This window comes from Nitrosomonadales bacterium (genome assembly GCA_016716325.1).
Lineage (GTDB): Bacteria > Pseudomonadota > Gammaproteobacteria > Burkholderiales > Gallionellaceae > Gallionella.
Genome location: JADJWO010000001.1, coordinates 2,014,500 through 2,037,865, shown reverse-complemented (window position 1 = coordinate 2,037,865; position 23,366 = coordinate 2,014,500). Strand labels below are relative to the sequence as shown.

General features: G+C 58.6%; 25 protein-coding genes. 18 read left to right on the top strand and 7 right to left on the bottom strand.

The window, feature by feature from the left end; genetic code table 11:
- The first annotated feature begins 172 nt into the window (after positions 1–172).
- Together IPM27_09835 and IPM27_09830 are read left to right on the top strand one after the other, a co-directional pair.
- On the top strand, positions 173–424 hold the full coding sequence (locus IPM27_09835; GenBank protein MBK9161843.1) for a type II toxin-antitoxin system prevent-host-death family antitoxin: 252 nt from the start codon (positions 173–175) through the stop codon (positions 422–424).
- Complete coding sequence (locus IPM27_09830) at positions 421–675, top strand: Txe/YoeB family addiction module toxin (protein ID MBK9161842.1); 255 nt, start codon at positions 421–423, stop codon at positions 673–675. The genes IPM27_09835 and IPM27_09830 overlap by 4 nt, the downstream gene beginning before the upstream one ends.
- Here the strand turns inward: IPM27_09830 and IPM27_09825 are convergent.
- Together IPM27_09825 and IPM27_09820 are read right to left on the bottom strand one after the other, a co-directional pair.
- Positions 647–2,269, bottom strand: a complete 1,623-nt coding sequence (locus IPM27_09825) for a sulfotransferase (protein MBK9161841.1) — start codon at positions 2,267–2,269, stop codon at positions 647–649. The two genes, IPM27_09830 and IPM27_09825, sit on opposite strands and share 29 nt — an antisense overlap.
- Positions 2,270–2,792: 523 nt before the next feature.
- On the bottom strand, positions 2,793–4,466 hold the full coding sequence (locus IPM27_09820; protein MBK9161840.1) for a HAMP domain-containing histidine kinase: 1,674 nt from the start codon (positions 4,464–4,466) through the stop codon (positions 2,793–2,795).
- Between the two features lie 241 nt (positions 4,467–4,707).
- Here IPM27_09820 and IPM27_09815 point away from each other — a divergent pair, with 241 nt between their 5' ends.
- Positions 4,708–5,412, top strand: coding sequence for a prepilin-type N-terminal cleavage/methylation domain-containing protein (locus tag IPM27_09815; GenBank protein MBK9161839.1), 705 nt, complete (start codon positions 4,708–4,710; stop codon positions 5,410–5,412).
- A gap of 45 nt (positions 5,413–5,457) precedes the next feature.
- On the opposite strand, the gene IPM27_09810 is transcribed toward IPM27_09815, so the two are convergent.
- Positions 5,458–7,431 (bottom strand): cation:proton antiporter, encoded by a 1,974-nt coding sequence (locus IPM27_09810; GenBank protein ID MBK9161838.1) that lies wholly within the window; start codon positions 7,429–7,431, stop codon positions 5,458–5,460.
- Positions 7,432–7,672: 241 nt separating this feature from the next.
- Between IPM27_09810 and IPM27_09805 the strand changes: the two genes are divergently transcribed.
- The 13 genes from IPM27_09805 to IPM27_09745 all read left to right on the top strand — a co-directional run bounded on the left by IPM27_09805 (position 7,673) and on the right by IPM27_09745 (position 16,931).
- Entirely contained in the window at positions 7,673–8,659 is a 987-nt protein-coding gene (locus tag IPM27_09805; GenBank protein MBK9161837.1) for a KpsF/GutQ family sugar-phosphate isomerase, read from the top strand.
- A gap of 13 nt (positions 8,660–8,672) precedes the next feature.
- A complete protein-coding gene (locus tag IPM27_09800) occupies positions 8,673–9,191 on the top strand; it encodes an HAD hydrolase family protein (protein MBK9161836.1) in 519 nt (172 codons plus the stop codon).
- Positions 9,188–9,769, top strand: a complete 582-nt coding sequence (gene lptC, locus IPM27_09795) for an LPS export ABC transporter periplasmic protein LptC (protein ID MBK9161835.1) — start codon at positions 9,188–9,190, stop codon at positions 9,767–9,769. The genes IPM27_09800 and lptC overlap by 4 nt, the downstream gene beginning before the upstream one ends.
- Positions 9,750–10,337 carry a lipopolysaccharide transport periplasmic protein LptA gene (lptA, locus tag IPM27_09790; GenBank protein ID MBK9161834.1) on the top strand — a complete coding sequence of 196 codons (588 nt, stop codon included), beginning with the start codon at positions 9,750–9,752 and terminating at the stop codon, positions 10,335–10,337. Before lptC ends, lptA begins: the two co-directional genes overlap by 20 nt.
- A complete protein-coding gene (gene lptB, locus IPM27_09785) occupies positions 10,334–11,056 on the top strand; it encodes an LPS export ABC transporter ATP-binding protein (GenBank protein MBK9161833.1) in 723 nt (240 codons plus the stop codon). Before lptA ends, lptB begins: the two co-directional genes overlap by 4 nt.
- 48 nt (positions 11,057–11,104) lie before the next feature.
- Positions 11,105–12,529, top strand: a complete 1,425-nt coding sequence (locus IPM27_09780; protein MBK9161832.1) for an RNA polymerase factor sigma-54 — start codon at positions 11,105–11,107, stop codon at positions 12,527–12,529.
- A gap of 16 nt (positions 12,530–12,545) precedes the next feature.
- Complete coding sequence (raiA, locus tag IPM27_09775; GenBank protein ID MBK9161831.1) at positions 12,546–12,869, top strand: ribosome-associated translation inhibitor RaiA; 324 nt, start codon at positions 12,546–12,548, stop codon at positions 12,867–12,869.
- Between the two features lie 48 nt (positions 12,870–12,917).
- Positions 12,918–13,379: a PTS sugar transporter subunit IIA gene (locus tag IPM27_09770; protein ID MBK9161830.1), complete on the top strand. Its 462-nt coding sequence runs from the start codon at positions 12,918–12,920 to the stop codon at positions 13,377–13,379.
- 142 nt (positions 13,380–13,521) lie between these two features.
- The gene (locus IPM27_09765; protein MBK9161829.1) at positions 13,522–14,460 is read left to right on the top strand and encodes an HPr kinase/phosphorylase; all 939 of its coding nucleotides are present in this window, start codon (positions 13,522–13,524) and stop codon (positions 14,458–14,460) included.
- A 10-nt stretch (positions 14,461–14,470) separates the two neighbouring features.
- Complete coding sequence (rapZ, locus tag IPM27_09760; GenBank protein ID MBK9161828.1) at positions 14,471–15,307, top strand: RNase adapter RapZ; 837 nt, start codon at positions 14,471–14,473, stop codon at positions 15,305–15,307.
- 4 nt (positions 15,308–15,311) lie between these two features.
- Positions 15,312–15,692: a NusG domain II-containing protein gene (locus IPM27_09755; GenBank protein MBK9161827.1), complete on the top strand. Its 381-nt coding sequence runs from the start codon at positions 15,312–15,314 to the stop codon at positions 15,690–15,692.
- A complete protein-coding gene (locus tag IPM27_09750) occupies positions 15,673–16,194 on the top strand; it encodes a Gx transporter family protein (protein ID MBK9161826.1) in 522 nt (173 codons plus the stop codon). Before IPM27_09755 ends, IPM27_09750 begins: the two co-directional genes overlap by 20 nt.
- 125 nt (positions 16,195–16,319) lie before the next feature.
- Complete coding sequence (locus IPM27_09745) at positions 16,320–16,931, top strand: UbiX family flavin prenyltransferase (GenBank protein MBK9161825.1); 612 nt, start codon at positions 16,320–16,322, stop codon at positions 16,929–16,931.
- Here IPM27_09745 and mutY read toward each other — a convergent pair.
- Genes mutY through hemN form a run of 3 tightly spaced genes read right to left on the bottom strand, consistent with a single transcriptional unit; the run spans position 16,928 to position 21,679 of the window.
- Positions 16,928–18,016 (bottom strand): A/G-specific adenine glycosylase, encoded by a 1,089-nt coding sequence (gene mutY / locus IPM27_09740; protein MBK9161824.1) that lies wholly within the window; start codon positions 18,014–18,016, stop codon positions 16,928–16,930. The two genes, IPM27_09745 and mutY, sit on opposite strands and share 4 nt — an antisense overlap.
- Positions 18,016–20,229: an AsmA family protein gene (locus tag IPM27_09735; protein MBK9161823.1), complete on the bottom strand. Its 2,214-nt coding sequence runs from the start codon at positions 20,227–20,229 to the stop codon at positions 18,016–18,018. The genes mutY and IPM27_09735 overlap by 1 nt, the downstream gene beginning before the upstream one ends.
- 58 nt (positions 20,230–20,287) lie before the next feature.
- On the bottom strand, positions 20,288–21,679 hold the full coding sequence (gene hemN, locus IPM27_09730; protein ID MBK9161822.1) for an oxygen-independent coproporphyrinogen III oxidase: 1,392 nt from the start codon (positions 21,677–21,679) through the stop codon (positions 20,288–20,290).
- Between the two features lie 221 nt (positions 21,680–21,900).
- On the opposite strand from hemN, the gene IPM27_09725 reads away from it, so the two are divergent.
- Both IPM27_09725 and IPM27_09720 read left to right on the top strand, forming a co-directional pair.
- Positions 21,901–22,407, top strand: coding sequence for a hypothetical protein (locus IPM27_09725; GenBank protein ID MBK9161821.1), 507 nt, complete (start codon positions 21,901–21,903; stop codon positions 22,405–22,407).
- Between the two features lie 3 nt (positions 22,408–22,410).
- Positions 22,411–23,088, top strand: coding sequence for a hypothetical protein (locus tag IPM27_09720; GenBank protein MBK9161820.1), 678 nt, complete (start codon positions 22,411–22,413; stop codon positions 23,086–23,088).
- Positions 23,089–23,153: 65 nt separating this feature from the next.
- Here IPM27_09720 and ccoS read toward each other — a convergent pair whose 3' ends face one another.
- Positions 23,154–23,366: a cbb3-type cytochrome oxidase assembly protein CcoS gene (ccoS, locus tag IPM27_09715; GenBank protein MBK9161819.1), complete on the bottom strand. Its 213-nt coding sequence runs from the start codon at positions 23,364–23,366 to the stop codon at positions 23,154–23,156.

The window sequence follows — 23,366 nt, the reverse complement described above, 5'->3', positions numbered from 1 at the left end:
CTGGGTGCGGACTTTATCCAAGCGAGCGACGGCCTGTCAAAAGTTTAACGGGGAAGTGTGGTTTTTTTGCAACAAGGCTAAAGCGGGGGAGTGGGGAGTGGGGAGTGGGGAGTGGGGAGTGGGGAAAATTATGCTACGATGCCAACATGTACACAAATAAGGACAGAGATTTATGGATGCCATCACTTACACTAACGCGCGCAATAGTCTTGCAAAAACCATGGATCAGGTGAATGAAAATCACGAGCCGATCATTATCACGCGCCAGAACGGTGCGGCGGCGGTACTGATGTCATTGGAAGATTTCAATGCGTGGGAAGAAACCGCGTACCTGTTGCGCACCCCCGCCAACGCAAAGCGTTTGAGCGACGCAGTTGCGGCCATAAACAGCGGCAAGGTGAAAGAGCGGGCGCTGCTCAAATGAAAACCCACTGGGCGGACGAAGCATGGGAGGATTATCTGTGGTGGCATAAAACGAATGGCAAAATTCTCCAGCGCATCAACCGACTAATCGAAAGCATTCAAGAAACACCGTTTAACGGATTGGGCAAACCGGAGCCGCTGAAACACGAGTTATCCGGGTACTGGTCGCGCCGCATTACCAATGAGCACCGGCTGGTTTACAAGATCGCCGATGAAGTCATCGTTATCGTGCAATGCCGCTATCACTACTAGTCGGGGCCAAGTCCCCCAGCACGTCCAGCAACGGCCCCAGATGTTTCTCATAGCGCCGCCAGCGTTCTACGGATGAAGTATAAACAGGTCGCCGGACTTGAAGGAAACTAGCCGTTCTTACAGGACGCGCCTGTTTATGTGATTCGAGGCAGGCATCGTTCCATTCCAATCCGCAGTATTCGATCATCCGTTTCGCCTCGGCCTCACGATTTTGCACGATGTCTTCATAGTACACATCCAAAAAGGCCTCTTTGGGCAACACCTTCCGCCAGTGCGCCATCAGGCGCGCGTAGCCAACGTAATAGGCGCCCAACTCGTCAAAGTCATACGACCAAGGTACGTGATCATTGGCAAACAGATTGGTAAAACAAGAGAAACAGGTATCCACGGGATTGCGATTGACATGGATGATTTTTGCATTGGGAAACATTAGATGAATCAACCCAATAAGCATATAATTGGCCGGCAACTTATCGGTTATACGTCTCGAGTCCGGGCTATGAGCAGTCAAAGCCGTCAAGTACTCATCCGCCCATTGCCCAAGTCTTTCCCGGTTCAATAACCGCAAGCTGCCCGGATATATCACGCCCGATATGCCTCTCCGGGCAATCGTATGCATATCCGGCAACTCCCCCGCCCCATATACAGCCGGATGGCTCGCGATGATATGCTCCGTCAAGGTCGTGCCGGATCGCGGCATCCCCACGATAAAAACCGGCGTCTCCGAGGGGTTGCCGCCGCCCCGCAAGCCCGCCAACCTTGCCTCGTCAAAAATCCGGATCAATTCGTCCACGTTATGTGACTCGACATGTGAATCATATTGGAGTGAACGTCGTTTAAGCTTTGCCCCTTCCGCGAAATGGGAAAAAGCCTGGTCGGTACACGCCATATCGTCATAGCCTTTGCCGAGCGCAAAATTCAAATGAAGCAGATCGGGTTCGGAAAGCGCCAATGTCTTGTTCGCCACGCGCTGTCCGATCTCGACAAGCGCCTTATGGTTTTCATCATCAGGCTGAACCTTTTTGCTTTGGGCGAGAAAATAACGCGCCTCCACGCAATCCTTATTGGTCTCAAGCACCTTTCTAAAACAAGCTTCAGCTTCCGCAACTCTGTTCAATTGGACGAGCGTCACTCCCAAATTTTGCAATGCATCTGCATAATCAGCTTGAAGCGATATCGCCTGACCAAAACGAACGGCAGCTTCCTCATGACGCCCGCGCTTCGCCAGCAAGTCACCCAGGTTATTCAACACTTTGGCATCCTGGGGCAACAACTCCGCCGCTCGTTGATAGGCATGCAACGCATCCTTGCCTTGCGAAGACAAAGCCGCGCTCAATATCTTCCAGCCAAACCCGGAACCGGGGTGGCGCCGGACAAGCAGGCCCGCCTGATGCTCCAGTTCCGCATAGCGCCCCGACTGGTACAGCGCGATCAATTGATTCTGCTCGTTCGCGGTCGGCGCGCTGGCTATGTCCGGTACCCGTCCTGCGTTGCGGGCGGAGGACGGCCCGCCGGCTAAGGATAGGTTCGAGCAGCAGTGCTTGTATTTTTTCCCGCTGCCGCAGGGACATGGGTCGTTTCTGCCAGGTTTCACGTTTACGATTCCTTAAGTTCGTTTTGCATGCGGGGATTTTACCGCACAGATATCTTCAGTGACTGTCATTCCGGCGCAGGCCGGAATCCAGTTGGTTAAATAATCCCCCGCGTAGCGGGACAGAACCAAAGTATTGTCCGCTTCGCGGAGTATTTGTCTCGCTGGATTCCCGCCTGCGCGGGAATGACGGAATGGCGCGTTCTGCACGTTGTCGCCAATTCCGGGAATCTCAATAATTGACTGGATTCCGGCCTGCGCGGGAATGACGGAATGGCGCGTTCTGCACGTTGTCGCCAATTCTCAGGAATCTCAATAATTGACTGGATTCCGGCCTGCGCCGGAATGACGGAATGGCGCGTTCTGCACATTGTCGCCAATTCCGGGAATCTCAATAATTGACTGGATTCCGGCCTGCGCGGGAATGACAACTTGATCCGTGCATCCTTAAAGCAATGATTTCGGGTGTTGGACATGTGTCGCCTGAAAAGCTGACTGCTGTGTAGTTTATGTGCCGAAGCCCCATTTATCCGCGCAACTCGAAGCACACTTTGCCGCGCTGGTTGCTGGTCAACGCCAGATGGTAGCCGAGTTGTTCGGCCCAACGTGCCGCCTGGTATAAGCCCACCCCCAGCCCGTTCCTGGAAGCAACGACGCTGCGCAACAGATTTGCGGCGATGGCTTGCGGCACCGGCTCGCCACTGTCGCAGACCGTGATACGTAGCGGCATGGCGTGCATTTCGACCGTGATATGGATATCGGGACTGGATTGACGCTTGCTCAGCGCATTGTCGAGCAGGTTGTCCAGCACGCAATCGAACATGACGGCGGGTATTTCGCCGTCCGGAAAAGTGCGCGGCGCGACCCAGCGGATCTGCTGGTGCTGGTTGCGCGTCCGCAACATATCCCACCAGGCCGCCAGCGACAGCAGGGGCGCATCGGCACTTTCCGGCTGCGATTGCTGGAGTTTTTCCAGCACCAGTTCGATGCGCCGCGCAAGCAGCGGCAATTGCTGTTGCAGGAGCTGCTGGGCACGCTGTTCGCTGCTTTGTGCGATGGCAGTGAGCGAAAGCAGCGACTGCAGCATGTTCTTCAGGTCGTGGGTCAGCCGCGCGCCCGTCTCGTATACGGTCTGCAACCGCGTGATGTCGCGCAGGCTCTGTTCGCGCTGCTTGGCCTGATAGAAGTAGCCGATCAACTGCGCCAGCAACTGGATATGCAGCAGCACGGTCGGGTTAAGCGATTGCCTGGCATACAGGGTCAGGTGCAAATCGCCCTCCTGCACCGTCACGGCATGTTCGCTGAACTGGCCCGACTGTTCCGCCCTGCCCGGAGTCCGCCATGACAGGCCAGACAGCCAGGGCAGGTCGCCCAGCAGAGCGGTGGCGCGTGTCAGGTAACTGGTCGCATCGGGCTCGTTTTGCGCCGCTTCGGCCAATCGTGCCAGCCAGCTCTCGAAAGGGGTGCCGACATTCAGCAGGTAGCGCGAGAACATCACCTGCAGACCGCTGAATCCGAAGCGCGGATTCCACAGGCCGCCCAGCGCCAACAGGATCATCCCCAACAGGAATAGCGTGCGTAACAATGCCTCCAGATAATCCGTTGCGCCCAGCGTCATGAAAGCCAGGCTGCCAAGCACCACCAGCGCCAGCAACATGAACAACAACAGGCTGTAGATGAAGTCGATGGTCTGCGCGGTCTCGACCGGTTCTTCGCTGACCGGCAACACAGCGATGCTGACCAGCAGCACGGGCAGCATGTACCACATCAGGATGCGCCCGACTTCGATGGTGGACTGCACCCCGAACAGGTGCGGCACGACCCACAGCAACAGCACCGCAAGCAGATAAGCCATCACGGAAAGATTGAGCAACCGCCCCCAGTATGTGCGGAACGCAAGCACCCGTCCGCCAACCAGACCGAACAATCCGGTCAACCAGAACGCGACCACCCACCAGTTCAGCCAGAACATGACTACTGCTGCCGCCATGATGATGAAGGCAAACCCGCTGCGCCCGACTTCGCGTTCGCCACGCCATAACGGTTGCCAGATCAGCATGACGCCGAGGTGCGCGAGAAAGATCGGATGCACCCAGGTGCTGTCCACACCAAACAGCATCGCGCCATGCAACGACGCCAGCATCGCCAGCAACAGCCAGCGTCCGGTCTGCAGGCGCAGCCCCCCTTTAAGTGTCAGCATTTCGTCAGGAGCCCGTCAGCAATCCGTCACAATCGGCCCGACTCAAAGTTGCACATTGAATTAAAAAGGTCATTGGGCGACTCTCGATAAACCATATTGATAAAAATATAACCAATTGTAAGTTAAATGATTTAACCTAATTCCAACCGAAAAAACGACCCTATCCAACGCCACCTCGAAAAACTTGGCACAGCTATTGCTGTGTTTACTGCGCAATATTCACAAACAGGAGACTAGCATAATGAAACACAAACAATCAGGTTTTACCTTGATCGAGATCGCCATCGTGCTGGTGATCATCGGTCTGCTGCTCGGCGGCGTGTTGAAAGGCCAAGAGTTGATCAATAGCGCCAAGGTCAAGAATCTGGCTGCCGACTTCAAGAACATCCCGGTGTTCATCTACGGCTACCAGGATAAATTCAAGGCATTGCCGGGCGACCAGACACAGGCAAAACTGGATGCACAGTTCCCGCCAGCCAACACGGGCACCGTCTGCACTCCGGCAGCTGCAGGATTGTGCGCAACCGGGAATGGCGTGATTGACGGCGCATGGAATGCAACAACGGTAGCTTCAGAATCCTTTGTGTTCTGGCAGCATGTGCGCCTGGCCGGCTTGGCTCCCGGCGCCACCGCCACCGCTTCTGCCGACTACCTACCAGTCAATGCGGCGGGTGGTACGATAGGTATCCAGAGCGGCACGACCGACGTCACCAAAACGCCGATCAAAGACCTGTCGGGCACTCCGGTGGCTATCCGCGGTTCCTATATCATCTGTTCCAAAGGCATCCTGGGTAAGTTCGCCAAGCAACTCGACACCACCATGGACGACGGCAATACCGCCACCGGCTCGATGATGTCCGCACTGGAGACCGGCTATGCCATCGGCGATGATGCGGTTGCGACCATCGACGACGCATTGACCTACACTGTCTGCATGGGAATCTGATCTCGATCACACCCGGCGTGACCAAGCCCGCTTCGGCGGGCTTTTTTATCGCCCTTTGTGCAACCAGACCTCCGCCTGCTGCAACGCCTCCGGCAGACCGAGCAATACCAGCACGTCGCCCGCCTGCAGCAGCATCTCTTCGCTCGGCTGGGCTCCGCGCAGGTTGCGCCGCCGCACGGCGTTCACCTCGACATTCAACATTTCCAGGCCGACCTCGCGCAATCGCTTGCCTGCCGCATCGGAATCTTCCCTGAGCAGCACGCTGAGGAAGCGCGATTGCAGGTTTTCGCTGGCCTCGCCGATCTCGTTCTGTGCAGTGCGGAAATAACTGCTGAACGCCGCATAGCGGCGCGCACGCGTTTCCTGCACGCGACGGATCACGCGATTGAGCGGCACGCCCGCCATCAGCATGGCCTGCGAAGCGAGCATCACGCTGCCTTCGGTGACTTCCGCCACCACCTCTGCCGCGCCCGCCTCCTTCAATGCCTCGATATGGCTGTCGTCGTTGGTGCGCACCACCACCGGCAGGTCGGGGCGCAGCTCCTTGACATGGCGCAGGATCGCCAGCGCGGAATGCTTGTCCTTGTAAGAGATCACCAGCGCCCTGGCGCGCATCAACCCGGCGGCCATCAGCACTTCGCGCTTGGCGGCATCGCCATACACCACACTTTTCTTCGCGGCGGCCGCTTCGCGCACATGACTCGAATCCAGATCCAGCGCAATGAAATCCAGTTTCTCTTCCTCCAGGAAATGCGCCAGCGTGTTGCCGCTGCGCCCATAGCCGCAGATGATGATATGACCGTTGCGCCCCATGGTCTGGATGGCGATCTGGTGCATCTGCATGGCGCGATTGGTCCACTCGGCAGCGGAAAAGCGACGCGCAATGGCTTCGCCGTACTGGATCAGGAACGGCGCCGCCAGCATCGACAGCAACATCGCGGCAAGCGTGATCTGCATGACATCTTCATTCAGCAGGTGCGCGTTATCGGTCAGCGTCAACAACACGAAGCCGAATTCACCGGCTTGCGCCAGACCGATCGCACTTCGCAACGCGACGCCCCAATCACCTTCGAAAGCGCGCGCCAGCAAGGCCACGATCAATGCCTTGGCAGCGATCAGCGCAAACAGCGCCAGCAGTATCCAGCCGAAATCGCCCGCCACGCCGCCCACATCGAGTTTCATGCCGATGGTGACGAAGAACAGGCCAAGCAGCACGTCCCGGAACGGCTTGATATCTTCTTCCACCTGATAACGGTATTCGGTTTCCGAGATCAGCATGCCCGCGACGAACGCGCCCAGTGCCAGCGACAGCCCGGCCAATTCGGTGAAGTAGGCCAGACCCAGCGTGATCAGCAGCACGTTGAGCATGAACAGCTCGGAGGATTTCTGCCGCGCCACGATGTGGAACCACGAGCGCATGATGTGCTGACCGAATACCAGCAGCACCAGCAATACACCGGCGGCATTGAGCGTGGCATAGGCAAGCGTGGCGGCAAGATCGTCCGGGTTGGAAGCCAGCGCCGGGATGATGATCAGCAACGGCACCACGGCCAGATCCTGGAACAGCAGCACACCCATCATCTGCTGGCCGTAAGGCAGATTCAGCTCGGCACGCTCGACCAGCATCTTGCTGACGATGGCCGTGGAAGACATCGCCAGAACGCCACCCAGAGCCAGACCGGCGCGCCAGTCCAGGCCGAACAGTGCGGCGACCGCCATGACCGCCAGCATGGTCATGACCACCTGCGCGCCACCCAAACCGAATACCGTGCGTTTCATCGCGCGCAAGCGCGTCAGGCTGAATTCCAGGCCGATGCTGAACATCAGGAACACCACGCCGAATTCGGCCAGGTGCCGTGTCCCCGGCGCATCCGGTATCCACGCCATCGCGTGCGGACCGATCAGAATGCCGACCGCAAGATAGCCCAGCATCACCGGCAAATGCAGGATGCGGCACAGCACCACCACGTTTACCGCAGTGGCGAGCAGGATCAATACCAGAGAAAGCGAGTTTTCCATCAATCGACGACATATGCAGGTTACCGGCACGATAATGCCGTACTCATGCATGCTTTGCAAAATTTGTTAGTGGGGAGTGGAACGGCACTGCATGCCTCAGCGGGGAATGGGGAAACTACTCCCCACTACCAACTCCCCACTACCAACTCCCCACTACCAACTCCCCACTACCAACTCCCCACTACCAACTCCCCACTACCAACTCCCCACTACCAACTCCCCACTAGGTATAATGCGCCGCATGAACCGACCCCTTTCCGCCACACCGCGCGCACTTGATCTTGGGCGCGAAGTATTGAATATCGAAGCCGATGCTGTCAGGGCGCTCGCCACGCGCCTCGACGACAGTTTCCTGTACGCGCTGGAGGTGATCCTGCATTGCCACGGGCGCGTCATCGTCAGCGGCATGGGCAAATCCGGCCATATCGCGCGCAAGATCGCCGCGACCATGTCCAGCACCGGCACGCCCGCCTACTTCGTGCATCCCGGTGAGGCCAGCCACGGAGACCTGGGCATGATCACCAGCGAGGATGTCATCATCGCGCTGTCCTATTCCGGCGAAAGCCAGGAACTGATGACCATCGTTCCGGTCATCAAGCGTCAGGGCGCGAAGCTCATCAGCATGACCGGCAACCCATCCTCCAGCCTGGCCCGGTCGGCAGATGTGCACCTCAACGCGGCGGTGGACAAGGAAGCCTGCCCGATGGGGCTGGCGCCCACGGCCAGCACCACAGCCGCGCTGGCACTGGGCGATGCGCTGGCTGTCGCGTTGCTGGACGCAAAGGGTTTCGGCGCGGAGGATTTCGCACGCTCCCATCCGGGCGGCAGCCTCGGACGGCGCCTGCTCACCCACGTGCGCGATATCATGCGCAGCGGCGAACGCCTGCCGATGGTGCGCGAAGACGCGATGCTGAGCGATGCGATCCTGGAGATCTCCAGAAAAGGCGTGGGCATGACCGCGATCATCGACGAAGCGCAGCACGTGCTGGGCATCTACACCGATGGCGATCTGCGCCGCACTCTGGAAAAGCAACTGGATTTCAACATCACGCCGGTACGCGACGTGATGTCCGCAAACCCGCGCTGTATAGGCCCGGACGCCCTTGCAGCCGAGGCGGTGCAGGTAATGGAGCAACACAACATCAACCAGATACTGGTGGTGGACGGACAACACAGGCTGGTCGGGGCATTGAACATGCACGACCTGCTGCATGCGAAAGTCATATAACAAGGAGAAAGACATGTTACTGAGCCGCGCTAAACTGATTCGCCTGATCGCCTTCGACGTGGACGGCGTAATGACCGACGGCGGGCTGTTCCTGTCCGATTCCGGCGAGGAGTTCAAGCGCTTCAACTCGCTGGACGGGCATGGTCTGAAGATGCTCAAGGCCAGCGGCGTCGAGATCGCCATCATCACCGGCCGCACGTCGCGTTGCGTCGAGATGCGCGCACAGAATCTCGGCATTGCACATGTCTACCAGGGTGTGGAACGCAAGCTCGACGCGATGGTCGACCTGCTTGCCAGGCTGAAATTGTCGCGCGATGCCACCGCCTACATGGGCGACGATGTGGTGGATCTGTGCGTGATGCGGCACGTCGGCCTGGCGATCAGCGTGCCGGAATCCCCGCAACTGGTGCGCGAACATTCCGATTACGTCACGCGGCGCAGCGGCGGACACGGCGCAGTGCGCGAAGCCTGCGAACTGATCATGTCGGCGCAAGGCACGCTGGACGCACAACTGGCCCCTTACCTGAAATGACCTTTGCATCTCGCGTCCGTCACTGGCTGCCGCTGTTGCCGCTACTCGGCCTGTTGGGAGCGACCTACTGGCTGAACCAGCAGGTGCAGCCGATACCCTACAAACCGGATGGCAGCACACGCCACGACCCCGATTCGATCATGGAGAACTTTTCCGCGCTCCAACTGGACGAACAAGGTTCGCCGCGTTTCATCATGGCCGCAAAAAAGTTGCAGCATTATCCGGACGATGACAGCACCACGCTGGAAATACCCCGCCTCACTTCGCTGTCCGCCGACCGACCGGCAGTGCACGTCATCGCCAGGCGCGGGGTCGTTTCCAGCCGGGGTGACGAGATATTCCTGCATGAGGAAGTCGAGGTCCTGCGCGAGGCCAGCGCGGAACGGGAAGAGCTCGCGCTGCATACCCGATACCTCCATGTCGTCCCGGATCGCGACTGGGCCGACACCGACCACCCCGTGACCATCGTTGATCCGCATAACACCGTGCACGCGACTGGGCTGGAAATGGACAACAAGGCACGCACCCTGAAGCTGCTTTCACAAGTCAGGAGCGAACATGTCCCGACGCGCAAATAACCTGTGGCTGGCAGCCTGTCTGCTGCTGCTCGCGCCGGCAGGCCATGCCGAGCGTGCCGACCGCGACAAGCCTATCCATCTGGAAGCCGACCAGGTGCTGATAGACGATGCGCAACAGGTCAGCACCTTCATCGGCAACGTGCAATTCACCCAGGGCACGATGCTGATACGCGGCGACAAGATCGTCGTGGTGCAGGACAGCGAAGGCTTCAAGCATGGCACGGCCTATGGACGTCCCGCCAGTTTCCGGCAGAAGCGCGAGGGGTTGGACGAATACATCGACGGCTACGGCGAACGCATCGAATACGACACGCGCGCCGAAACGGTGGATTTCCACGTGCGCGCACATGTCACACGCAGCCTCGACGAGGTGCGCGGCGAACATATCACCTACAGCCAGAAGACCGAGATATTCCAGGTGCATGGCGGCAGCACGACCGATGTGGGCAAGCCGCCGAAACGGGTTCGCGCGGTGTTGCATTCCAAACCCAAACCGGGCGAAGCGCAACCGCAAGACCCGTTACCCATCGCCCCGAGCGACACACTGACACCAGCGGAGCAAGAATGAGTGAATTGCGCGCCGTAGGCCTGATGAAAAAATACGCTTCACGCACCGTCGTGCATGACGTCTCGCTATCGCTGCGCAGCGGCGAAGTGGTCGGGCTGCTGGGCCCGAACGGCGCGGGCAAGACCACCTCTTTCTACATGATCGTGGGGCTGATCGCGACGAACGGCGGTGAGATATTCATCGACGACCGCAACATCACCCATATGCCCATCCACCGCCGTGCGCGCCTGGGGCTGGGTTACCTGCCACAGGAAGCCTCGATCTTCCGGCGCATGACCGTCGCGCAGAACATCCAGGCGATACTCGAATTGCAGGGCTTGCCGGAAGACGACTTGCAGAATCGGTTGGAGGCGCTGCTGGAGGACCTCCACATCACGCATATCCGCGACAATCCGGCCATCAGCCTGTCCGGCGGCGAGCGGCGGCGCGTGGAGATCGCCCGCGCACTGGCGACCGACCCGCGCTTCATCCTGCTCGACGAACCGTTCGCCGGCGTCGACCCCATCGCCGTGCTGGACATCCAGAGGATCATCCGTTTCCTCAAGGAGCGCAATATCGGCGTGCTGATCACCGACCACAACGTACGCGAAACGCTGGGCATCTGCGATCGCGCCTATATCATCAATGCCGGTGCCGTCATGGCCGAGGGCAAGCCGGATGAAATCATCTATAATGAAGGCGTGAGGAAAGTATATCTGGGTGAACACTTCAAGCTATGACGAGAAGGTATCCCGGAAGGGGGCATACCCCGGACACGACACTGAATAATGAAAGCATCTCTTCAACTTCGGATGTCCCAGCAACTGACGCTTACACCTCAGTTGCAGCAGGCCATCCGGCTACTCCAGCTCTCCACGCAGGACATGCATCAGGAAGTCGCGCGCATGCTTGACGAGAACCCGATGCTGGAACTGGCCGAGGAATCTGCTCCCCAGCCTTTCTCCGGCGAACCTCGGGGCAGCTTGGGCGAGACCGAGCCCGCGCCATCGCGCGACAGCGACCGCGGCGAGGACGATTTCGGCAATGAACCTGCCGACTGGATGATCGGCGGCGGCATGGCGCGCAGCATCGACGACGAGGACGATTCCTATCCGGAACAGGCTGCCGGCCATGCCACACTACGCGAACACCTGCACGACCAACTGACTACCAGCACGCTGGATGCGAATGACCGCAAGGTGGTCGGCATGCTGATCGACGCGCTGGACCAGAACGGTTATCTGGCGCAAGACCTGGCCGAACTGGCCGGGATGCTGCCCGAAGAACTGGACATCACACTGGACGACCTGGAAACCGCGCTGGTACAACTGCAACATCTCGACCTGCCCGGTCTGGGTGCTCGCAACCTGAGCGAATGTCTGGCGTTGCAACTCAAGGCGATGCCCGAGGACGTGCCGCAACGTGACCTTGCGATCCGGCTGGTCACCCACCACCTCGACCTAGTGGCAGCACACGACTTTGCCAGAATCAAAAGGCTGTTGCGCTGCTCGGATGACAATCTGCGCGCCGCCCAGAGCCTGATCACCGGCCTGAATCCGAAACCCGGCGCCGGGTTCGACCAAAGCGTCGCCGATTATGTTGTGCCCGACGTGATCGTGGAGAAACACGGCGGCAAATGGCGCGCGCGGCTCAACGTCGATGCGATGCCCAGGCTGCGCGTCAACCAGATCTATGCCAACATCCTGAAGCAGCGCGACGAGAAGAATGCCACGCAACTCGCCACACAATTGCAGGAAGCGAAATGGCTGATCAAAAACCTGCAACAGCGTTTCGAAACCATCCTGCGCGTCGCCCAGGCCATCGTCGAGCGTCAGGGCAACTTTCTTGAGCACGGCGAGATCGGCATGCGCCCGCTGGTATTGCGCGAGATCGCCGAGGCGCTGGAATTGCACGAATCAACCGTCTCGCGCAGCACGGTGCAGAAATTCATGCTGACCCCGCGCGGCATCTACGAATTCAAACATTTCTTTGGCAGCGGCCTGGCCACGGAAAGCGGCGGCACCTGCTCCTCCACTGCAATACGCGAACTGATCAGGCAACTGGTCAGTGCGGAAGACTCGCGCAAACCGCTTACCGACAGCCGCATGTCGGAAATCTTGGCACGGCAGGGCATCGTTGTCGCCCGGCGTACCATAGCAAAGTACCGGGATGCATTGCATATACTCCCGGTGAATCTACGTAAATCACTCTAACTATAAGGAGCACACCATGAACCTCCATCTAACCGGACGCCATCTGGAAATCACTCCCGCGATCCGCGACTATGCAACCGGGAAGTTCGGCAAGATCAAGCGGCATTTCGACAACGTGATTGACGTAAACATCATCCTTTCGGTGCAGAAGCTGAAACAGAAAGCCGAAGCCACCATCCATATCAGCGGCAAGGACGTTTTCGTGGAATGCGAGGACGAGAACCTGTATGCTGCGATCGATGCGCTCGTCGATCGCCTGGATCGCCAGGTGATCAAGCACAAGGAAAAGCTGTCGGCACGACGCCACGACGATTCCGGCAAACATGCCGCAGGGGAATAACCAACCAGGGGCGGCAGCGATGCCGCCCGTTTACCATTCGAGTTCGCCATGAACCTGATCAGCAAAATTCTTTCGCCAGACAACATCCTGCTGGACACCGAATCCACCAGCAAGAAGCGTATTTTCGAACGCGTCGGCCTGTTATTCGAGAACAACCAGCAAATTGCGCGCAGCCAGGTATTCGACAGCCTGTTCGCCCGCGAAAAACTCGGCTCGACCGGACTGGGGCAAGGCGTGGCCATCCCGCATGGCCGCATCGCAAAACTTCGCGACGCCACCGCCGCCTTCGTCAAGACCGCGAATCCGATTCCTTTCGATGCGCCTGACGGACAGCCGGTGAGCATGATCTGCGTGCTGCTGGTACCGGAACGCGCCACCGACCTGCATCTGCAGATCCTCGGCGAACTGGCTCAGATGTTCAGCGACCAGTCGTTCCGCAATCGCCTGAACGCCTGTACCGATGCCGCGAGCATCCATCAATTGATCTACGACTGGAACAGCTCGGCATGAAAACCGCTATAAATCGTAGCGAGCGGTTCGAGAGCAAGGCGCACGGAGCACAGCGAACGAGACATACCGAATGGGTAGGCGAGGAGCGAGCGCCGCACAACGCTGCGATCGAATCGCGCAGTAGGTTTATAGAGGTTTTCAAATGAGCCAGATCAATATCCGGCAACTGTTCGAAGACAAACAGGCGCGTCTTGAACTCAGCCGCGTGGCCGGGACCGACGGCGTCGGCCACATCATCGACAGCGACAAGGTGAATGCCTCCAACAAGGGGGTGGTCGGCCATCTCAATCTGATCCACCCGAACTGGGTGCAGGTACTCAGCGAGACCGAGCTGAACTATCTGAACAACCTGAGCGAGGGACAACGCAACATTGCATTCGATCAGATCGAACGGAGCGGCACGACCTGCCTGATCGTGGCCGGCACGAGCGACATACCGTCTGAACTGATAGCCTTCGCCGATCGCACCAACATCCCGCTGTTCTCTTCTCCAAAACCCAGCGTCTACCTGATGTGGCTGATCCGCCACTATCTCGCCAAGGAACTGGCGGAATCGACCTCGCGCCACGGCGTGTTCCTTGATGTGCTGGGCGTCGGCGTGATGATCACCGGCGAGAGCGCGGTCGGCAAAAGCGAACTGGGGCTCGAACTCATCACACGCGGCAGCGGACTGGTCGCCGACGATATCGTCGAATTGCACCATATCGCTCCGGACACGCTGGAAGGACGCTGCCCGGAACTGTTGCGCGATTTCCTCGAAGTGCGCGGGCTGGGTGTGTTGAACATCCGCACGATGTTCGGCGAAACAGCCGTGCGGCGCAAAAAAAGCCTCAAACTTATCGTAAACCTGCACCGCCCACCGGATGACGACCTGTCCAGGATCGACCGTCTGCCAATCAACGCCACGCACCAGGAAATCCTGGGCGTCAGCATCAGCACCGTCAACATCCCCGTTGTGGCGGGACGCAATCTCGCCGTCCTGGTCGAGGCCGCAGCGCGCAATTTCGTGCTGCACCAGCGCGGCATCAACACCATGCAGGAATTCATCGCGCGGCATAACCAGATGCTGCACGAGGAATAAGGGCGGTCCGATGCAGCTGTTCCTGATCAGCGGCCTGTCCGGCTCCGGCAAAAGCGTCGCGTTGAAGACGCTGGAGGATGCCGGTTTCTATTGCGTGGATAACCTGCCTGCCGACCTGCTCCCAGCCTTGATCGACAACCTGCAACAATCCGGGAATACTCAGATTGCGGTGAGCATCGATGTGCGCAGCGGCGGCAGCGTGCAACAACTGCCGCAGCATATCGCACAGCTAAAACAGCAAAGACAGGACGTACACCTGCTATTCCTGGATGCGCAGACCGACACCCTGGTGAAACGTTTCTCCGAAACGCGCCGCCTGCACCCGCTGAACGACGGGGAGCGCACCCTGACCGAATGCGTGGCGCGCGAACGCGAGTTGCTGGCCGAAATCAGCGGCATCGGCCATCGCATCGACACCAGCGAACTGGGCGCCAATGCGCTGCGCGCCTGGGTCAAGGCATTCATCCGGCTCGACCGTGCACGCCTCACCCTGCTGTTCCAGTCGTTCGGGTTCAAGAACGGCATCCCGCTCGATGCCGACATGGTGTTCGACGTGCGCTGCCTGCCCAATCCACACTATGACCCGGCGTTGCGCCCACTCACCGGGCGCGATCCCGCGGTGATCGAATTCCTGCAGCATGCACCCGACGCGCAGAAAATGTACCAGGACATCCGTTCCTTCGTCGAAAGCTGGCTGCCCAGCTACATCGCCGACAACCGCAGCTACCTGACCGTCGCCATCGGATGCACCGGCGGGCAACACCGCTCGGTGTATCTCGCAGAAAAGCTCGCGCGCCACTTTGAAGGGCAACAGCAAGTGCTGGTACGCCATCGCGGGCTCACCTGACCCCATGCAAACCGTCGCGTTGCGTTACATCAGGCCAGGTGACTGGCTGACGCTGGCGCTGGGTTGCCTGTGTGTGGCACTGGTCACACTCAATTTATGGAACAGCGAACCCGCCAGCAAGGCCATCATCCGCAGCAGCGGAAAGATATTTCGCGAAGTGCCGCTGTCGCGTGACCAGCAGATCGAGGTGCCGGGCCGGCTCGGCACCAGCGTCATCACCATCGAACAACGCAGGGCACGCATCAGCTTGGATCCCAGTCCGCGCCAATATTGCGTGCGCCAGGGATGGCTGCAACATGCCGGTGAAGTCGCCATCTGCCTGCCCAACGAAGTGAGTGTAGAGCTGGCGGGAGGCGAAAAAAAATATGACAGCCTCAATTATTAAACTCGATACGACCTCAGAAGATCATCATATCGCGCGGATGGCGGCGGTCGCTCTCGGGCTGACCGTACTCGAGAGCGCCTTCCCGTCGCCGCTGCCCGGCGTAAAACCCGGGCTGGCCAACATTGTCACATTGATCGTACTGGCGCGTTTCGGCTGGCATATCGCAGCATGGGTGACTCTGCTGCGCGTAGTTGCGGGCAGCCTGCTGTTCGGCAACTTCCTCGCACCCGGTTTTTTCCTCAGCCTGTTCGGTGCGCTGCTCAGTCTGCTGGTGCTCGCCTTTGCGCAACACCTGCCGCAACGCTGGTTCGGCCCGGTCACTCACAGCATCCTCGCCGCCTTCGCACACATCTCCGGACAGATGCTGGTGGTTTACCTGTGGCTCATTCCACACAGCGGGATCGCCTACCTGGTTCCTGTCTTTGCCGCCGCAGCGCTGGTGTTTGGCACAGTGAACGGGTTGGTCGCGGCAAGATTCATGGACGGCAACAAAAACCGTTAGTCCGCGAAAAACACGAAACTCACGAAAACAAAACACCAGGCCGCCACGAATGGTTTTCGTGTTTTTGCGAGCTTTCGCCTCACTGCGAAATGCCCGCCTACCCCGTTTCGTATTTTTCGTGGAAAATAGCTCGTATGAAAACCATCACCCTCGCCTTCACTGGCGCTTCCGGCCTGCCCTACGGCATGCGCCTGCTCGAATGCCTGCTGCAAGGCGGCCATCAGGTGCACCTTGTCTATTCTCAGGCAGCGCAGATGGTCGCCAAGCAGGAACTGGATTTCACCCTGCCCAGCCGCCCGCAGGACGCGGAGCAGATGCTCGCAGACCGCATCGGCACATTCAGCGGCGAACTCAAGGTGTTCGGCATCCAGGACTGGTATGCCCCGATGGCTTCCGGCTCCAATCCCGGCGACGCGATGGTGGTGTGTCCCTGCACCATGGGCACGCTCGGCAAGATCGCCGGGGGCATCAGCGACGACCTGATCTGCCGCGCCGCCGATGTAATGCTGAAGGAAAGACGCACGTTGATCATAGCCCCCAGAGAAATGCCTTTCTCAACCATCCATCTGGAGAACATGCTCAAGCTCTCGCACGCCGGCGCCATCATCATGTCGCCGAATCCGGGGTTCTACCATCATCCGCAGAGCGTGCAGGACATCGTGGATTTTGTGGTGGCGCGCATCCTCGATCATCTGGACATTGCACAAAAGTTGATAAAACCATGGGGGGACGATTAACCCGCGCAGCGCTTGACTTTCATCCGGTGCAATGCGCTGTATTTATAAGCCCCGCATGATTTGATTTTCTTCAGCATGCTTCTTACCGGCGTCGGTATCGCCGCCCGCAACGCTTCCTCCATATCCAGCCACAAACTGCCAGGTTGTATGGCATACAAAGGTTTGCACGGCAGTCGGATCAGCAGTGGCGTGATGTGCAGCTTGAAGTGCGTAAAGGTGTGGGTGAAGACCACCAGTTCCTCTCCTTCGCTCGCACTCATTCCGTTTCGCAGGAACCAGTCCCTGGCCGCTATCTCATCGTCGAACTGCGGCGGACACCATAACCCACCCCAGATACCGTTGCCGGGGCGCTTCTCCAGCAGGATGTCATTGCCGTGCATCAGCAATAAAAACGTGGCCTGCCGCTCAGGCACAGACTTCTTCGGGCGCGGCGTGGGCAACTCATTGGTACGACCGGTGTTGAATGCGACACAGCCGGCCTGTACCGGGCACTCGCCGCATTTCGGCTTGCTGCGCGTACAGACGGTCGCGCCGACATCCATCAGCGCCTGTGTGTAAGTGGCGACTCCGCTACGGGGCAGCAAGGTTTCGGCCTGTTGCCACAAGAGCGCTTCCACCCGCCTGTCACCAGGCCACCCGGCGATGCCGCAGTAGCGCGCCAGCACACGCTTGACGTTACCGTCCAGGATCGCATGCCGTTCGTGATACGCCAGTGCGCAGATCGCTGCGGCGGTGGAACGACCGATGCCGGGCAGCTTGAGGATATCTTCAAATTTGCATGGGAATTTGCCGCCATGTTGCGCGACGATGAACTGCCCAGCCTTGTGCAGGTTGCGTCCGCGCGCGTAGTACCCGAGGCCGCTCCAGTGTGCAAGCACCTGCTCTTCGCTGGCTGCGGCCAGCAAAGAGATGTCAGGAAATGAGGTGATGAAACGCCGGTAATACGGAATGACGGTGGCGACCTGCGTCTGCTGCAGCATAATCTCGGACAGCCACACCCGGTAGGCATCCTGCCCCTGCCAAGGCAGGTCGTGGCGACCATGCCGGCGTTGCCAGCGAATGAGACGCGCCGCGAAACGATCCACTAACGGAACAGGCCCTTGAGGCTGTCCTTCAATTGCTCCTGAACCTTGGTCTTGATCTCCTCCTTCTTGGCCTCGACCTTCTGCTTGGCGATCTCGCCGACCATCGCACCGAAATCCAGGGTGTATTTCAGGTCGCTGAACGGCCCGCTGGCTCGCACCGGAACGGTGATTCCGCCGACTGCATCCTTGCCGCCCTGCCCTTCCAGCGTCTTTGCCAGCGTGGCCTTGGCAAGATAGTTCATGCTGTCGTTGCCGATGTCGATGTCGCCGTTTCCGGTCAGACGCAACAATGGCGATTTGAGCGAAAGGTCGTCGTTGTGCGCCACGCCATTGTTTACCTTGAAGGTGGCCTTTAGTTCGCTGAAATCGGTCTTCTCACTCTGATTGGCAGACTGGGTCTGTGCGCTGCCCTTGCCCAGCATGCCCTGTGCATCGCGCAGTTTCTGGGCGATGTTGATGCCCTTGATTGCGCCATCGGCAAGACTCAGCGACATCGTGCCATTGAGTGCCTTCTTCATCGCACTGACCGTATCACCGCGCATGGCGAGGTTCATCCCGATGTTACCCTTGCCTTCCAGCGTATCGAAATCCGCCGCATCCCTGGTCAGCGCGGCTACATTGATGCCGCTCAGCGTCTGGTTGATGGAAATGGACGGCGTGGCCTGCGCATCGACACTGATACTGCCCTTGACACTGCCCTGATACAGGTTGGCCGACAGCGGCGCGATATTGACCTGGCCGTTGCGCGCCTTCATATCGAGCCGCACGTTGCTGGATTTCACGTTTGCGACTTTCAGTGCGCCGATGCGCAAACTGCCGTTCAGGTTGAGCTTGCGCAGGCCGGACAGGTCGATCGGCTGCTCCTTGGCTTCAGCCGGTTGCGCTCCGGCAGAGGATTTCGGCATATACAGGTCCGCATCGAACTGGTCGACATCCACGTCGAAATCGATCGCCGGGTCGGCAAAACCGCTCACGCCGACCCTGGCCTTGATCTGGCTCTGCAACAACCCGCCAGCGAGGTTCGCCTGCACGCTCTGCTTCTTCGCATCGATCTGTACGCTACCCTTCATCTCGCTGTTCACCGACTTGTTCGGCAACTTGTCGCCGGTCGCATTCACCGACAGTACCAGCTTGTCCAGGTTGAATCGTTGCGCCTCGAAATCGCCCGACAGCGGCGAGGCCAGCTTCACCTTGAACGCCTGCTCGGGCTGTTTCACGTCGAGGTCGAGCGTGAGCGCGCTGATCTGGAATGCCTTGGCATTGCCTTGCATATCCGGCACCGTGAGGGCCGCGACGATGCCGCCCAGCTTCGCATTCAGTGTCAGCTTGTCGCCCGAGAATTTGTCCTTGGTAAGACTTAGCACCGGCGCGTCCAGGGTAGCCTCAAAATCGTCCTTGCCCTTGCTGCCGGTCGCCTTCAGCGCAAATTTCTGCGCACCGAATTCCTGCGTGGACAGGTTCGCGCTGATATCACCGCCGGCCTGCAGCTTCAGGCCGGTGATATCCAGCGCCGAGCCATTCAACTGCAAATCGAGCCCGCCCAGCCGGTACTGTTGCTTGTCGAGATCGAAGGTCAGCTCAGTCTTCAGTTGCGCAGCGATATCCAGCTTGGGTTGATTGGCCTGCACGGCGGCAGACAACTCGATCCTGCCCGGCACGCCATTGGCGATACGCCCGGTATGCAGGTTCAGATCCTTGACGGAATATTGCGCCCCCGTACTCTCGTCCAGATAAGTGAGCGCGGTCTTTTCGATGGAGACTGCAGCGATGTCGAACTCCACTTGCTGCTGCCCAGCTTCGGATTGTTTCTCATCCTTGCCGAGCAGGTCGTCGATGTTGGTGCTGCCATCCGTGCGTTTGACCAGCGTGGCCTGCAGGCCACTTACCGATACCGCGTCCACCACCACCTGCCTGGAAAATAGCGGGATCAGCGCCAGCGAGACATGTGCCGAATCGATCGAGGCAAACTGTTTGTCGCTCCTGAACTCGGATAACGACACCTTGCCGAGATCGGCGCCGATACTGGGGAAAAACGACAGTGCGATATCTCCGTCCAGCCGCAGATCGCGCTGCTTGCTGTCCTTTACCGCCTGAATGATCTTGGCCTTGTAGTCGTTCGGATTGAAGGTCGCGGCCACATAAGCCGCTCCCGCCACCGCCACACCGACGACGCCAACGACACCCAACAATCCATATTTGACGATTCTGTTCATGTGCGCCCCGTAATTTTTAAAGACGGAAAAATAATATCGAAGAGTATCGCAGACCCGGCTAGATCACCTTGGAATAGCGTGCATGCTCGGTGCGCGTCCGCAGGTACTTGTCGAACACCATACAGATGTTGCGTATCAGCATGCGCCCCTTGGGGGTGACAACGATGCGCTGTGGCGAGAGCTCCAGCAGGCCTTCACGCTGGTACTCGTTCAATTCATCCTGCTCGGTGGCGAAATACCGGTCGAAGTCGATGTTGAACTCGCGGTCGAATGCCTGTTTGTCGAGCTCGAAATGGCACATCAGGGCCTGGATGATCTCGCGGCGCACCCGATCGTCGTCGTTCAGTTCCATACCGCGCATGATGGGCAACGCATCGCGATCCAGCGCGTCGTAATAATCCTCCAGCTCGCGGTAGTTCTGGCTGTAGGTCGGCCCGATTTTGCCGATGGCACTGACGCCCAGCGCGACCAGGTCGCAATCAGAGTGGGTGGAGTACCCTTGAAAGTTACGATGCAGACGCCTCTGGCGTTGTGCCACCGCGAGCTCATCTTCCGGCTTGGCGAAATGATCCATGCCGATATACACATAGCCTGCCCCGGTCAGTTTGTTGACCGCCATGCTGAGGATGTCCAGCTTGGTCTGCGGCGCTGGCAGGTCTTCTTCGTGGATGCGCCGCTGCGGCTTGAAGATGGTCGGCATGTGGGCATAGTTGTAGATGGACAGGCGATCCGGATCGGCCGCGATCACCCGATCCAGCGTGCGTCCGAAACCCTCCAGCGTCTGCTTCGGCAGGCCATAGATCAGGTCGATGCTGACCGATTTGAAGCCATTTGCACGAGCCGCCTTGATGATGCGCAGCGTCTCTTCCTCGCTCTGGATGCGGTTCACCGCGCGCTGCACCTCGTCGTCGAAATCCTGCACGCCGATGCTGATACGATTGAAACCGGTTTCGCCGAGCAGGGCGATGGTGTCATCCGTCACCTTGCGCGGATCGATCTCGATAGAGTACTCGCCGTCATCGACCAGCTTGAAATTGCGCCGTATGGCTGCCATCACCTCGCGAATCTCGTCATCGCTCAGGAAGGTTGGCGTCCCGCCGCCGAAATGCAGTTGCTCCACCGTCTGGCCCGGACCCAGCAGATCGGCCTGCATGTCCATCTCCTTGATGAGATAGCGCACATATTCGGCCGCCTTGCTCTTGTCTTTGGTGATGACCTTGTTGCACGCGCAGTAGAAGCACAGCGTGTTGCAGAAAGGGATGTGGATGTACAGGGATAACGGACCGCCACCGGACTCGCGGCGCCTGCCTACCCAATGCCTGTACCTTCCGGCGTTGAAGTCTGCCGCAAAGCGATCAGCTGTCGGATAGGAAGTGTAGCGCGGGCCGTTCTTGTCCAGCCTGCGAATCAACTCGAGATCGACGACCAGCTGGTTTACTGCACTATTCATAGACTTCCTCTGCCAGATGCACACCTTGTGGACGCATGTCGCGCCAGTCGCGGGGCATTCCGGCCTAAATATCCAAAAAAGGGCGATGATTATAACCCAATCACCGCCATCAACCTCCAACCGAAGCGCCTCCTCATGGCATAATCACACCCGCTTGACTGCATGCCGCTATCGTACGGATTTTCGCAAAATTATTATATTCAGGAGGAGGCCCCAAAATCATGGAAATTCGACCCACTGACCAGGAAAAAAAACGCGCACGCCATTTGCATTCGGTTCTGCTGTTCAATCTGGTCGTAAATCACATCTTCCTTTTCCTGATGGCGTTGACGCTGATCTACCAGACCAGTCTATTACTGTACGCGAACATAGCCCTGTCTGTTTTCCTGATGGGATACATCCTGGTCAAGGCAAAGCAATCGCTCACTGCGGAACCGTCCTGGTTTGTACGCTGCCACTGGCAGTTTGCGGCCAAGCGCACCAGGCTATTCATGATGCTGTTCCTTGCGTTGGGGGCCCTGACTCTCATCCTCTATTATGGCGGCAAGGCCATGGGGATGAAGGCCGTCGCAACCTGGGCGCTGACCGGCGGTCTGGGTCTGTTGCCATTCATGGTGGCCGTGCTCGGCCTGATCGTTATTGAGTTCGATGCCAACCAGCAGTCTGAAAACGGCAAGGTTCCTGCCAGCGCCATCGCCTATTACCCACCCGAAAAAGAAAACGAATAACGCATGGACAAGAAAATCATCCTGGGAGTCATCGCCCTCGTCGTCGTGTCACTGTCCGTCCTGCTGATGCTTCCGGACGAAGCCACATACACCCCGGACACGCTGCCGTGGAATATCACTCATCCGACACCCGATACCACGCGCGTCTTCGGCATCACCCTTGGCCAGACATCACTGGACGAGGCTGCGCGGATTTTCAAGCACGAGGCAGAGATCGAGATCAGCCTGTTCAAGTCTGCCGAAGGAAAAATGAGCGTGGAGGCTTTCACGGAGGAAGTGAATTTCAACGGCTTGAAGGCAAAGATCGTGATGAATATAAACCTGCCCCCCAACGAACTGCAGGGAATGTTCGAACGAGGTCTGCGCATGAACAGCACCCCGAGCGGCAAACGCATCACCCTGACTGCGGACGATCTGGCGCGCGTACGCAGCGTGCCAATAACCGGATTGACCTATCTGCCCAATGTAAAACTGGATGAGGCCATTATCATCAAACGCTTCGGCAATCCTGCCCAGCGCATACGCGAAAGCAAGACCAAAGCCATTCATTTGCTGTATCCGCAGCATGGCCTCGACCTTGTGCTGGGCAACGAGGAAAAACCAGTCCTGCAATATCTGGCGCCCAAAGATTTTGATCTGTTGAGCGCTCCCTTACTGGCGAATGGCGAAGTATTGAAATAACGCAAAAAGACGCGAGCGCAATGGTCAGCCGGACACTCCGGCCATAAGGGATCAATGTCCTGGGATCATTGTCCGGATACCGAAGAGCCCTTTTCCTTTGGTGCCTTCTGGCCAGGAGAGCTGATCAGCATCGCATCCTCATCGTCGTCCAGCAGGATGCGGCTTGCATTGCCTTCCATGTCTTCGTATTGCCCCTTCTTAACCGCCCAGATGAGGATCGCAACGAACACCAGACCGAAAAAGGTCATACCGGGAATGAGGCTGTAGATCACTTCCAT